This window comes from Prevotella sp. 10(H), from assembly GCF_000711235.1.
Taxonomy (GTDB): domain Bacteria; phylum Bacteroidota; class Bacteroidia; order Bacteroidales; family Dysgonomonadaceae; genus Dysgonomonas.
Map to the genome: position 1 here is coordinate 144,197 of NZ_JOMI01000009.1, position 13,763 is coordinate 157,959.

Here is a 13,763-nt window from a genome sequence, read left to right on the forward strand (position 1 = left end):
CCTGTAAATGAACATATTGGAAGAAAATAACCAATTCTACAAAATAAGAATAAACAGTTCTGTTCGTTTGGAAATTTATGGTAAAAGTAAAAATAAAATAGTTCTTAATCTGTTATTAATTACTGCTATAATAGGATATTTGCTGCCATTATTAATTATGTCATTCATCATTGCAGATGATGAGTCTTTAGTTTTTGGGTATTTTATTTCATTATTAATATTTTGGGGAGTATCATCATATTTATTGAGACTATATCTTTGGAATAGATACGGAAGAGAAATCTTTATCATAAATAAAGAATCCTTAGAACATTATTTTGATTATAAATTATTTAAGGATAATAGAAAAGAAATTAGATATAACAAGCTGAAAATATATTATTCTTTTGAAGATAAGTTGAATGATGCTTCATTGCTAAGAGAGGAAATATGCAAAAAAGAAGTAAGCAGTATCATTTTCGAAATGGATAATAATGATATTTTGTTATCTCGAGACTGCATTCCAATAACTGAAATAAGAAAAATAGGCAAAATCGTAAATAGAATATTTATATCCAAAAATTAGTATCTAACCATTTTATAATTATATATCATCAATATTGAATATCTTTATCAATAAATAAAAAAACAATAATATGGCAACAGCTTATCACAATTTATCGTCATACGATCCCGAAAAAGTTCCGAACGGAGAAGATATGAGAGTAGGAATCGTCGTTTCGGAGTGGAATGAGGCAGTAACCTCTTCCCTACTCGAAGGCACACTTAAAACGCTTATAAAACATGGTGTAAAGGAAGAAAATATCATTATAGACTTTGTTCCCGGAAGCTTCGAACTTATTTTCGGTTCGAAACATATAGTGGAACACAAAGAAGTGGATGCAGTGATTTCCCTCGGCTGTGTAGTAAGAGGCGATACTCCGCATTTCGACTATGTATGTAGCGGAGTAACGCAAGGCATTGCAGATATGAACATCCGTTACGATATCCCGTTTATCTTCGGACTTTTAACTACCGATACCATGCAACAAGCCGAAGATCGTGCCGGAGGCCGTCATGGCAATAAGGGGGATGAATGCGCGGTTACAGCACTAAAAATGATAGATTTTTATCGCAGAAATTTGGAAGAATAAATAAATATATTACCTTTGCATTCGCAATTATGCAAGGGCAGTTACCAAAGTGGCCAACTGGGGCTGACTGTAACTCAGCTGACTTACGTCTTCGGAGGTTCGAATCCTTCACTGCCCACCATACTTTGCGGAAGTAGCTCAGTTGATAGAGCATTAGCCTTCCAAGCTGAGGGTCGCGGGTTTGAGCCCCGTCTTCCGCTCTGATGAAGAAGCGATTACAGAAATGTAGCCGCTTCTTATTTTTACATTCCTTGTTAACTAGCCGCTAATAAGTGGTATTCCTCTATCCTATTTCATAAGCCTCATCTGCCCACAAGAGATTGAATCAACCTTTGCTTAATTATTCTTATACTTAACTTCATCATTTCGGACATCTCTGTCCGAAAACGGACACTCTAAAAACAATATATACACTGAATAATAAACAGTTACCAAAACGGCATATCGATTGATAACAAATAGTAAACACTAAACACACCGACGAATGGATAGAGAGATACCATTGAGCGTACAACGAAAAGAAAGGCGAAAACAAATATTGAAATACGGAGGCATTTTCGTAGCAGTTGTAATTATTATCATTTTCCTCATCAATATGCTTGAAGGATCGCTTTCACTGAAAAGTATTTCCGTAGGAACAGTAGACAGAGGAACTTTGGAAATAACCGTCAATGCATCGGGCAGGGTTATACCACTGTCAGAAGAAATAATAGTTTCCCCGATCAACAGCCGTATATTGGAAGTCTATAAGAATGCAGGCGATTCGGTAGATGCAGGTGAACCAATTCTGAAACTGGAACTAGCTTCTGTAGAAACCGATTATAAGCAGAAACTGGATGAAAAGGAGATGAAGAAGAGTAAGCTTATCCAGTCTCAAATCACACTCGATAATAAAATATCGGAAATGCAGATGCAGATGCAGGTAAAAGAAATGAACCTGAGACAAATGCAGACCGAACTGAAGAACGAGCAATATCTGGACAGCATAGGAGCGAGTACAGCAGATAAAGTACGTCAGGCAGCACTCAATTATGAAGTTGCCAAGCTGGAACTTCAGCAACTTAAACAACAAATCGAAAACCAGAAGAAAACAGCAACTGCCGAAACAAAAGTTCAGGAACTGGAACTCAGCATTTTTGAAAAATCACTCGCCGAAAGCGCGCGCCTGCTGAAAGATGCTCGTATCCTCTCGCCACAGAAAGCTACGCTGACATTTGTGAATAACCAGATAGGTTTCCAGGTATCGGCCGGTACACAGATAGCAATTGTGTCCGATTTAAGCCATTTCAAAGTGGAAGCGGATATTGCCGACAGCTATGCAGAGAAACTCAGCTCAGGTGCAAAAGCAATAATTAAAATCGGACAACTTCAGCTCGAAGGAACAGTGGTAAATATTACTCCTTCCGTTAAGAATGGAGTCATCACATTTACCGTTATGCTGAAAGAAGCCGGACACCCGCGACTCAGAAGCGGCCTGAAAACGGACGTTTACGTGTCGCATGGCATACAGGAAGATGCGCTACGTATACCTAACGGCTCTTATTACATCGGGGCGGGAGAATATGATCTCTGGATAGTAAAAGACGGAGAGGCCGAAAACCGTAAAGTAAAGTTGGGAGAAAGCAGCTTCGAATATGTGGAAGTATTAAACGGACTCGGAGTGGGAGAGAAGGTCATCATCTCCGATATGAGTGAATATAAAGGCAAAAAAACACTGAAAATAAAATAATCTAAAACATTTAGCTTTATGTCAATTATCAATTTACAGGGTATAACTAAGATTTACCGCACGAAAGAAGTCGAGACTGTCGCATTGGAAAATGTGAATCTTGAAGTAGAAAAAGGAGATTTCCTTTCTGTAATGGGCCCGTCGGGATGCGGGAAAAGTACGATGCTCAATATCATGGGACTATTGGATGTAGCCAGTAATGGTAAAGTACTGATAAATAATACCGAAACCAACAATATGAAGGATAAGGAAATGGCGGAGTTCCGGAATAAGACTTTAGGTTTTGTATTTCAAAGTTTCCATCTGATAAATTCACTTAATGTACTCGACAATGTGGAACTCCCCCTTCTTTATCGCAAATCGGGTGATAACAGCCGGCACGAAATGGCAAAACAAGTGCTTGAAAAAGTAGGCCTGTCGCACCGTATGAAACACTTTCCTTCGCAGCTTTCGGGAGGACAATGCCAGCGTGTAGCTATCGCCCGCGCTATTATCGGAAATCCCCAGATTATACTTGCCGATGAACCTACCGGAAACCTCGACAGTAAAATGGGAGCGGAAATTATGGATCTGCTTTTCGAACTGAACAACGAAGGAACTACCATAGTAATGGTTACACATGATGAGCATATTGCCAAAACAACTAAAAGAATCGTTCGCTTCTTTGACGGAAGAAGAGTAGAATAAACACTATCGTAGTGCTAAACTTAAATCAAATTACTATCAACAGACCGTAAACAATATATCGTATGTATAATACCTACTTCAGACAAGCCATAACTATGCTGAAACAGAATAAGTTTGTCAGCATAATAAGTATTGCAGGTACAGCTTTGGCTATCATGATGATAATGGTAGTGATTGTTTCGCGGTCTATTAACAGTATCAGTATTGCGCCCGAAAACAACAGGGATAGAATGTTGTATTCGAAAATACTTCTCAGGAGCAATCCTAAAGGTGAAACTATGATGAGCCGCGGGCTCGATTACGAGTCTGTAAAGAACTATCTCTCTGTATTGAAAACTCCGGAAAAGATATCAGTCATATCAAATTATTATAATAATAAAGGTCTGACAAAATCTTCCTATACCAAAAATCGAATAGCTGCCGATCTTAAACAAACTGATGCTGTCTATTGGGAATTAATATCACTTTCATTCATCGAAGGTAAGCCATTCACAGAGGCAGACTTCAGTTCAGGAATAAAAAATGCGGTTATAACAGAAGGTTTAGCCCGTAAATTGTTCGGTAATAATACTGCTGTAGGAAATACATTCGATCTGGATTTTGTCCCTTACAAGGTAGTAGGAGTAGTGAAAAACGTCTCGAAAGTATTCCAGTTTGCCTATGCCGATATATGGATACCTTATACAACTAAGGAGGGATATGAGGAATCGGCTTTTATGACTATGATGCTGGCAAAGGATAAAAAAGACTTTGATGCTATCAGGGAAGAAGTCAGAGCCTGCGAACGGAGATACAATGCAACAGTACCCAACGGCGAGCATACTATTACATTTATGGGGCCTTACGATCAGGAAATACAGAAACTCAATACTTCCAATGTATTCCCTGACGAAAAAGGATATTACAGACGCTTTGTTTTCATCATTATTGTATTGCTATTGGTGCCCGCCATAAATCTTTCGGGATTCAGCCTGTCTCGTATCAAAAAACGGACAGAAGAAATAGGTATAAGAAAAGCATTCGGAGCTAAGAAATATACAATCCTTATGCAAGTGCTTTATGAAAACATGGTGACTTCACTCATTGGAGGAATTATAGGGCTGATACTATCCTACTTCACTGTTTCATGGCTTAAAGAATGGCTGCTTGGAGTTGGCGCGGATGCCACTATACCTCTTTCCACAGTTGTTTCTATACCGGTATTCTTGGCCGCTTTCTGTGCGTGCATGCTGTTAAATCTTTTATCTTCCGGCATACCTGCATACAGGGCATCTAAAATGACAATTGTAGACTCACTCACCAAAAAAGAAGCACAATGAACCTGAAACATATACTAAAAATAATCTGGACAGAACGTTATCAGAATATCTGGCTGCTGGTAGAGTTAGTTATAATTTTCTGTATCCTGTGGTTTTGCTCCGACTACCTTTTCTTCATGACTAAAAGGGCAATGGAGCCATTAGGTCTGGACATAAAACATACTTACAAGGTAGATATAGGTATACGCAACGATGCAAAGCACCAATTCTCAGATGAAGAAAAACTACCGCTGCTATATGAAGATTTCAACACATTACTCGATAAAATAAAGAGCTATGAAGCAGTAGAAGATGTATGCATTTCAAATCTCAGCTATCCTTATACCGGTGCCTATAGCGGAAATATGGTTACTGTAGATACGGTTTCGGAACATGCCAGAATAGAAATAGTTTCGCCTGAGTTTTTCAATGTTTTCAGAATCAATTTCGAAAAAGGCAAACCATTCGAATTGAACGAGAAGAAAGTAGTCATAAGCGCAAACAGCGATGGAACTTTCATAGGGCATCCTGTAAATCAGGTCGAGATTGTTTCCGAAGGTAAAGAAGGCGAAAAAACTACCTTCCATGTTTCGGGTGTGGCAAATAAAGTTAAAAGAAGTGAATACCAGCAAGCCGGCAGAATACTTTATAAACCTATAAACAAGAAATCACCGGGAGTTTTCTATTCAGATATTTGCATCAGGATAAAACCGGGCATGGATAAAAATTTCGTTCAGGAATTCACCGAGAATATGGAAACACGCCTCGATGTAGGACCTTTCTTTCTGACTAGCGTAACGCCTATGAGTGATATAAGGAAAGAATATCTGGACTGGACCGGATACGCCAATCAACTGAAGAGCGTATATTCTGTAACTACATTCCTCATCATAAACATATTCCTCGGAATATTGGGAACTTTCTGGTTCAGGATGTCATCGCGGCGCAGCGAGATAGGCCTGCGCATAGCTCTTGGTGCAAGTAAAGCCAATGTAAGGCGTATGTATATCTGTGAAACGGTAATGATACTTTTCATCGCCAGCATAATAGGCCAGATAATCTGCCTGAATATAGGGGCTACCGATTTACTGAAAGAAATTGGAGTACCTGTAATCGACCGCTCAGAAGAAGGTTTGATTACTATCCAGTCGTTTATCAATTATGGACTGACATTCTCGTTCCTTGCCATCATAGCTATTATTGCTGTATGGTTCCCCGCCTATGCGGCAAGCAGGACACAGCCGGTCGTTGCTTTAAGATACGAAGACTAACTATTAAAGAACAAAAACATGTACAAGGTATATTTCAAACAAGCCATATCGATGCTGAAACAAAACAGGTTTATCAGCATAATAACTATTGCAGGAACAGCACTGGCTATTATGATGATAATGGTTCTTATTGTCAGCGAATCTATCAAAAATATAAGCATATCCCCCGAAGCTAACCGCGAAAGGACTATGTACTTCTGGCACGAGATAAAAAACAGGAAAAACGGACAGGGAACAAATACCAACGGAGTAATCAGTTATTATGTGTATAAAAACTACCTGTCGGAAATAAAGACTCCCGAACTTATCAGTATCCAAAACAACGCATGGAATAAAAGTCAGGTTACAGCAAACGAAAGTTCAAAGGATAGGGTTGCATTTGAATTAAAGTCTACTGATGCCAATTTCTGGAAACTGATGTCCCTTTCTTTTATCGAAGGGAATCCTTTCACTGAAGAGGATTTTCAGGCAGGACTGAAAAAGGCTGTAATATCGGAGAAAGTAGCAAAAAGGCTGTATGGAAATGAAAGTGCTATGGGGAAAACGATAAACATCGATTTTAAAAATTATACTGTAGCAGGTATTGTAAAAAATGTAGCTCCGATATTTAAATATGCCACTTCTGATATTTATATACCGTATACATCCCGCCAGAAATATGAAGAGGGGTCTTACCAAGTCTTATTCTTAGCAGCAGATAAAAACGATTTTGACAAAATATCGGAAGAGGTCAGGGCAGCCGAACGCAAATTTAATTCTACAGATGAAGAATGGAATCTGACCCTGAACGGCCCTTACAGTCATTCTACACATTTACTTAAGAATTCTACGGACGGCCCAGATGTAAAAGGAAATACACGGAAAATTGTCTTTGTTCTGGCTGTCTTACTCTTTGTTCCTGCTATAAATTTATCCAGCTTCAGCCTCTCGAGGATAAAAAGGCGTATGGAAGAAATAGGTGTAAGAAAAGCATTCGGGGCAAAAAAATATATCATCCTGATACAGGTACTATACGAGAACCTTATTACTTCACTTATAGGAGGGATTATAGGACTGATACTGTCTTTTGCAGTAGTCATATGGCTGAAACAATGGTTGCTGGGTGTAGGTCAGGAAACAGCAATACCTTTGAATAGTCTTGTATCTGCGCCTGTTTTCATTGCTGTATTTTTAGCATGTGTGCTGCTGAATCTTCTCTCTGCCGGTATTCCGGCCTACAGGGCCTCTAAAGTCAATATAGTCGATTCTCTTAACCGAAATAACATTTAACCCATGATAAATCATATTCTTAAAACAATTTGGGCCGACCGCAGGATAAACGGATGGATATTACTGGAACTCATTGTAGTATTCAGCATATTATGGTTTTGTACTGATTACCTGTACTTCATGGCCAAACGCTCTTTGGAACCTAAGGGTTTTGATATAGAGCATACCTACAGGATCGGGATCGATGCGAAAGACGAAGGGCGGGAAGTCCTCTTTTCGGGAAGTGAAGAGGAAAAAAGTAAAATGCGTGACGACATATGGACTATTTATGACCGAATCAAAAAATACCCGGCAATAGAAAACATAAGCTATTCATTTTCGGCTTATCCTTATTCCGGCTCATGGTCTCAGGGAGGTATAATTATTGACTCGGTATCGATTTATACACAATTTAAAACTGTTACCCCTGAATTTTTCAATGTATTCAAAATAAATATAATTTCCGGTAAATCTTTCACCTGGGATGATATGGTTGCTGACAATCCTGTTGTTATCAGCACGGGTAGAGACGGATTATTGGGGAATAAGCAACCGCAAGATGTACCATATATAGAGTATGGCGGCGATCACAAAGAGAAAGTGGTGGGAGTAGCAGAAAAAATCAAAAGAAATGAATATGAAGACTATGATGTCACTCTCTACAGAGCATTGAAAAAGGATCATCGTTATATTACTGAATTTCGGGAATTATGTGTAAGAGTGAAACCCGACGCCGATGTAAACTTCGAAGAAAAGTTTACTAATGATATGCGCAACCAGCTCAAAGTGGGACACTACTACCTGTCTTCGATTGTCCCTATGGAGAAAGAACGGCAAATGTATATGGAATGGAACGGGTATGATAACAATTTCAAAAGTATATATTCAATCACTGCCTTTCTTATCGTAAATATATTCCTTGGCATCATTGGTACTTTTTGGTTCCGTATTCAGTCGCGCAGAAGCGAAATCGGCTTGCGAATTGCTTTAGGTGCTTCCAAATCGAATGTAAAAAATATGTTTGTGCAGGAAACTGTCTTACTCTTATTTCTGGCAAGTATACTTGCAACGATCATCTGTGTAAATATTTCCGTAGCAGATTTGATTAAAGATATAAATGTGCCGATACCCGACAGAGGCGAAAATGGAGCAGGCATCGTGCAATATTTCATCAATTATGGAATAACATTTTTATTCCTTGCCATCATAGCCATTGTTGCCGTATGGTATCCGGCAAAGAAAGCTTCGGATATACAACCGACAGAAGCATTGAGAGACGAATAAAAAATAGCTGAAAGCTTATGTACAAAATCTATTTCAAACAAGCTTTGGAGATGCTGAAACAAAACAAGTTTATCAGCATAATAACTATTGCAGGTACGGCGCTGGCAATAACTATGATCATGGTGATCATAGTTACCGAGTCCATCAAAAATACCAGCATAGCCCCGGAGGTGAACAGAAACAGGACAATGTACATAAAACATGAAATAAAGAAAAGTAAGGACGGAAGTAGCTGGAGTATGGGTTCTCTTTATTATAAGACGTATAAAGAATATTTGTCCGAACTAGCTACTCCGGAATACATTTCTGTAGTAAAAAAATATGTAGCTATGGCTACTACAGAAGGTAATCCCGAACTGCAGCAGGTAGGCTATTGCGCCAGTGATTATAACTACTGGAAAATAATGTCATTCTCTTTTGTCGAAGGAAAACCATTCACAAATGAAGACTTCGATTCGGGGTTGAAGAAAGTAGTACTATCAGAAAGTACGGCACATTCGCTTTTTGGAAATAATCCTGCATTAGGCAAAACTGTAGAAGTAGATTTTATTCCTTACACCGTTACAGGGATTGTGAAAGACGTATCACCTGTATTTACTTTTGCCCAGGCAGAAATATATTTACCGATTACTAGTCTTGAAGAGTATGAAGGGGGAGCATGCTCTTTACTGCTTGTGGCTAAAGATAAGGATGATTTCAATACTATTGCCGAAGAAGTGCGCGCTCAGGAGCGCAAATTTAATGCAACAAGTGCCGATGAAAATCTTACCATACTCGGTCCTTACGACCATAAAACGCAAATACTGAATACAAAGGCTGAAGAACCTGATGCAGCAGGAGAGAACCGCAAAATGATATTCATATTTTGTGTCCTGCTGCTCATTCCTGCTGTAAATTTATCCAGTTTCAGTTTGTCGCGCATAAAAAAACGGACGGAAGAGATAGGGATCAGAAAGGCGTTCGGAGCAAAAAGGCATGTTATTCTTTTTCAGGTGTTGTATGAAAACTTTATAACATCTATAACAGGTGGAGTAATTGGCCTCATATTATCATACATCGTAGTTATTTGGCTGAAAGAATGGCTTCTCAATTTAGGAGATGAAAGTAGTATTCCGTTAGAAACATTCATATCACTACCGGTCTTTTTAGGTGTATTTATCGTTTGTCTGCTGTTAAATATGCTATCGGCCGGAATACCGGCTTACCGTGCATCTAAAATTTCAATTGTCGATTCTATTAACCAAAACCACCAACAACCATGATACAGCATATATTTAAAATCATCTGGGTGGAGCGTAAGGTGAATGCATGGATATTGCTGGAGCTTATACTTGTATTTTGTGTATTATGGTTTTGCATAGATTACATATACTATACGACCAAAAGATATATTCAACCTAAAGGCTTCGATATAGAACACACATACCAAATCATTATAGGATTGAAACCGGAAAGCCGGAATATCGGATACTCGGGGGACAGTACAGAAATAGCCCGGATAAAAGACCATACATGGACTATATATGACCGCATCAGTCAATATCCGGCAATAGAACATGTGAGCTATTCCAGTGGAGCATATCCATATACGAACACGATGTCTACGAGTACATTCATGATCGACTCTGTAACGGTAGAGATACGGGAAAAGAGTGTGATGCCCGAATTCTTCGATGTCTTTAAAATAAATATAATTAAAGGGTCGAATTTCACCGATGCGAATATAATGACAGAGGATCCGGTCATACTTAGTTCGGGCAAAGACAACCTGTTTGGTAAAAAACCCGCCGAAGAAATGGATTATCTGCGTACAGGCAGCGATACTAATAAGATTGTCGGAGTAGCTAACAAAACGAAAATAAACGAATACGAAGAATACAAATGCATACGGTACAAACCGATGAAAAGAAATGGTATCGCAGCATCTTACAATGAATTGTGCGTTCGGGTGAAACCGGAAGCCGACAAGGATTTTATCAGTAAATTCTCGAAAGATATGCGTAGCCAACTCGAATTAGGCCCTTACTATCTCAGAAGTGTTTCATCCATAGAAAAAGAAAGGCATGAGTTCATGAAGTTTGCAGGATATAGTAGCAATTTCAAAAGCATATACTCGGTATCGGCCTTCCTCATCATCAATATATTTCTGGGAGTGATAGGTACTTTTTGGTTTCGTGTACAGTCGCGCCGTAGTGAAATAGGCCTGCGTATGGCCTTGGGAGCTTCCAAATCGAGCGTTAAAAAAATGTTTATCGGAGAAACTATCCTATTATTACTGATAGCTAGCATCATAGCAACATTTATTTGCCTGAATATTACTGCTGCCGACCTGCTTAAAAACATTAATGTACCTATTGTCAACAGGGAGAACGAAGATGTAAACATCGTGCAATATTGCATCAATTACGGAATAACATTCCTTTTCCTTGCCATAATAGCTATCGGCGCCGTCTGGTACCCTGCAAAAAGGGCATCCGATATACAGCCTACCGAAACCTTGAGAGACGAATAGATTTGAAAACTAAATATTAAAAGCCGTGTATAAAACCTACTTCAAACAAGCTATAGAAATACTCAAACTGAATAAGTTTGTGAGTATAATAACTATTATAGGTACAGCGCTTGCCATTATGATGATTATGGTACTTATCGTTACCGATTCGATAAAGAATATAAGTATAGCACCCGAAAATAACAGGGACAGAACCTTGTATATAAAAGATCTTTCCAAGAAAGGCAAAAAGGAAGAACGTGCATGGAACGGAGGTGTATCATATGCTGACTACAAGAACTATTTATCCGAACTGAAAAGTCCGGAATATACCGTTGTTATAGATAATACATGGAACGGAGGAAATTTTATGGTAAAGGAAAATGAAGGAAATCAACGTTTCATGACAAATACGAAGATGACGAATGCCGATTTCTGGAAAGTAATGTCTTTTTCATTTATTGAAGGGCGGCCTTTTACTCAGGAAGAATTTGATTCAGGGATACTGAATGCTGTGATCAGCGAAAAAACAGCTAAGAAAATATATGGTAATACAAGCCCTATAGGGAAAAATATAGAAATCGATTTCAAAGATTATAAAGTGATAGGCGTTGTGAAAGACGTGCCTGAAACATTCGGGTATGCGTATAGCGAAATCTATATACCTTATACATCGAAGCCCGGCTATCAGAACAGATATTACCGTCTGCTTTTTTTGATGAAAAACAAGGAAGATTTTCCAATGCTGGACGAAGAGTTCAGGGAGGCCGAGCGAAAATTCAATGCAATAGATACGGAATGGAACTTAACCCTGAGAGGGCCATATACACATCAACAACAGCAAATAGCCGTCTATTCGAATGTGGATCCTGATTATGGTAAGGCAACCCGGAAAACTATTTTTATTATTTCTATTCTATTGTTGATACCGGCTGTAAACCTGTCGAGTTTCAGTATGTCCCGCATCAAAAAGCGTACGGAAGAGATCGGCATACGAAAAGCATTCGGTGCTAAAAAATATATAATCCTTATCCAGGTAATATATGAAAACCTCATTACTTCCCTTATCGGAGGAATTATAGGATTGATTCTGTCTTATGTGGTAGTTATATGGCTTAAGGAATGGCTTCTGGGCATAGGTGCGGAAAGTGGCATACCGCTGAGTGCACTGGTATCGATACCTGTATTTATAGGAGTATTTGTAGTCTGTTTTCTCCTCAACCTTCTGTCTGCAGGCTTACCTGCATACCGCGCGTCAGCAACTAAAATAGTCGATTCCCTTAATCAAAAAAATGCATAAGATATGATACTCCATACACTGAAAATAATCTGGACTGAAAAAAAAGTAAATATCTGGATATTAGTCGAACTTTTTCTTGTTTTCTGTATCCTGTGGTTTTGTGTCGATTACATGTATTTCTTTGTTAAGAAATATTTTGAATCCGAGGGATTCGACATAGAGCATGTCTATAGTATAAATCTGGGTATAAAAGATAACGGACAGGAGAATATCAACTCAGAAGGGGAAATTAGTAAAGACGACCTCTTCGAAAATATATGGATTATTTTCGACCGGATAAAAGGTTACCCCGAGGTAGAGAATGCATGTATGTCTATTGCTTCAGTTCCTTACTCAGGTTCAAATATGAGCAGAGAAGTCTTCTACGATACAATAATAGAATACCCGCAGATAAAAAGTGTCACTCCTGAGTTTTTTGATGTCTTCAAAATCAATCTGGAAAGAGGAAAAGTCTTTTCAGGTGATAATATGAATGAAGCGGTTATTTCAGGCAATATAGATAATATATTCCTGCAAAAAGATGTCATGCAGATAGATACGATAAACTATGGTGATCATAGCGCCACGGATTATAAGCGGCTCAAGATTACAGGCATTGCCCGGAAGTCCAAAAGGAGCCAGTTTGAGAGTTTTCTTAATATATTATATCTCCCTTTGGCGAAGAGTGAGGCTTTATTGGGTGAGGAGACATTTCTTATCTTTATTCGCAGCATTCAAATCAGTGTTCGCATAAAGCCCGGAGCAGACAAAGGTTTTGAAGAAAGGTTTACTAAAAATATGCTGGAGCAGACTGCTGTCGGTCCATATTTCCTTTCTTCGGTACAATCATTTAAAGATATACGCAAAAATTTTATAAAGAACGGGTGGGATAGCAATTTTAAAAGTATTTATTCTATCAGTGCATTCCTGTTTATTAATATATTTCTTGCTGTTGCCGGTACATTCTGGTTCCGTATTCAATCGCGCCGGAGCGAAATAGGGCTACGGATTGCACTTGGTGCATCTGCAGCAAGAATAAGAAACCTGTTTATTTGCGAAACACTTATTTTACTATTCATTGCCAGTATCGTAGCTGCATTTATATGTGTCAATATATCTCTAATAGATGTACTGAATGATATAGGAGTACCTTCTATCAACAGGAAATGGAACCCGATAGAGACATCGGAGTATTTTATCAATTACGGAATAACATTCGTCATAATTGCCATAATTGCCATCGGGGGAGTATGGTATCCGGCATGGAGAGCATCGAAAATCCAGCCTGCACAAGCGCTGAAGGACGAATAGGGCAAATAAAATTTATAAATCTTTATATGCAA

Annotated in this window: 12 protein-coding genes and 2 tRNA genes; all 14 read left to right on the plus strand. The window is 38.6% G+C overall.

Going from position 1 to position 13,763, the window contains the following annotated elements; all coding sequences use genetic code 11:
* The first annotated feature begins 7 nt into the window (after positions 1 to 7).
* Positions 8 to 565, plus strand: coding sequence for a hypothetical protein (locus tag K348_RS0116080; protein ID WP_029906563.1), 558 nt, complete (start codon positions 8 to 10; stop codon positions 563 to 565).
* Between the two features lie 70 nt (positions 566 to 635).
* Complete coding sequence (gene ribH / locus K348_RS0116085; RefSeq protein WP_029906565.1) at positions 636 to 1,133, plus strand: 6,7-dimethyl-8-ribityllumazine synthase; 498 nt, start codon at positions 636 to 638, stop codon at positions 1,131 to 1,133.
* A gap of 35 nt (positions 1,134 to 1,168) precedes the next feature.
* Positions 1,169 to 1,254, plus strand: a tRNA-Tyr gene (locus K348_RS0116090).
* Between the two features lie 6 nt (positions 1,255 to 1,260).
* Positions 1,261 to 1,333: transfer RNA gene (locus K348_RS0116095), tRNA-Gly, on the plus strand.
* Between the two features lie 284 nt (positions 1,334 to 1,617).
* Positions 1,618 to 2,862 (plus strand): efflux RND transporter periplasmic adaptor subunit, encoded by a 1,245-nt coding sequence (locus K348_RS0116100; protein WP_029906567.1) that lies wholly within the window; start codon positions 1,618 to 1,620, stop codon positions 2,860 to 2,862.
* An 18-nt stretch (positions 2,863 to 2,880) separates the two neighbouring features.
* Positions 2,881 to 3,549, plus strand: coding sequence for an ABC transporter ATP-binding protein (locus tag K348_RS0116105; protein ID WP_029906568.1), 669 nt, complete (start codon positions 2,881 to 2,883; stop codon positions 3,547 to 3,549).
* 62 nt (positions 3,550 to 3,611) lie between these two features.
* Positions 3,612 to 4,868, plus strand: a complete 1,257-nt coding sequence (locus K348_RS0116110; protein ID WP_029906570.1) for an ABC transporter permease — start codon at positions 3,612 to 3,614, stop codon at positions 4,866 to 4,868.
* Positions 4,865 to 6,118, plus strand: coding sequence for an ABC transporter permease (locus K348_RS0116115; protein WP_029906572.1), 1,254 nt, complete (start codon positions 4,865 to 4,867; stop codon positions 6,116 to 6,118). The genes K348_RS0116110 and K348_RS0116115 overlap by 4 nt, the downstream gene beginning before the upstream one ends.
* An 18-nt stretch (positions 6,119 to 6,136) precedes the next feature.
* Positions 6,137 to 7,387: an ABC transporter permease gene (locus K348_RS0116120; protein WP_029906574.1), complete on the plus strand. Its 1,251-nt coding sequence runs from the start codon at positions 6,137 to 6,139 to the stop codon at positions 7,385 to 7,387.
* Between the two features lie 3 nt (positions 7,388 to 7,390).
* A complete protein-coding gene (locus K348_RS0116125) occupies positions 7,391 to 8,650 on the plus strand; it encodes an ABC transporter permease (RefSeq protein WP_029906576.1) in 1,260 nt (419 codons plus the stop codon).
* 17 nt (positions 8,651 to 8,667) lie between these two features.
* Positions 8,668 to 9,912, plus strand: coding sequence for an ABC transporter permease (locus K348_RS0116130; protein ID WP_029906577.1), 1,245 nt, complete (start codon positions 8,668 to 8,670; stop codon positions 9,910 to 9,912).
* Positions 9,909 to 11,162 (plus strand): ABC transporter permease, encoded by a 1,254-nt coding sequence (locus K348_RS0116135; protein ID WP_029906578.1) that lies wholly within the window; start codon positions 9,909 to 9,911, stop codon positions 11,160 to 11,162. Before K348_RS0116130 ends, K348_RS0116135 begins: the two co-directional genes overlap by 4 nt.
* A 25-nt stretch (positions 11,163 to 11,187) precedes the next feature.
* Entirely contained in the window at positions 11,188 to 12,441 is a 1,254-nt protein-coding gene (locus tag K348_RS0116140) for an ABC transporter permease (RefSeq protein WP_029906579.1), read from the plus strand.
* Between the two features lie 3 nt (positions 12,442 to 12,444).
* Entirely contained in the window at positions 12,445 to 13,731 is a 1,287-nt protein-coding gene (locus K348_RS0116145) for an ABC transporter permease (RefSeq protein ID WP_029906580.1), read from the plus strand.
* Positions 13,732 to 13,763 lie beyond the last annotated feature (32 nt).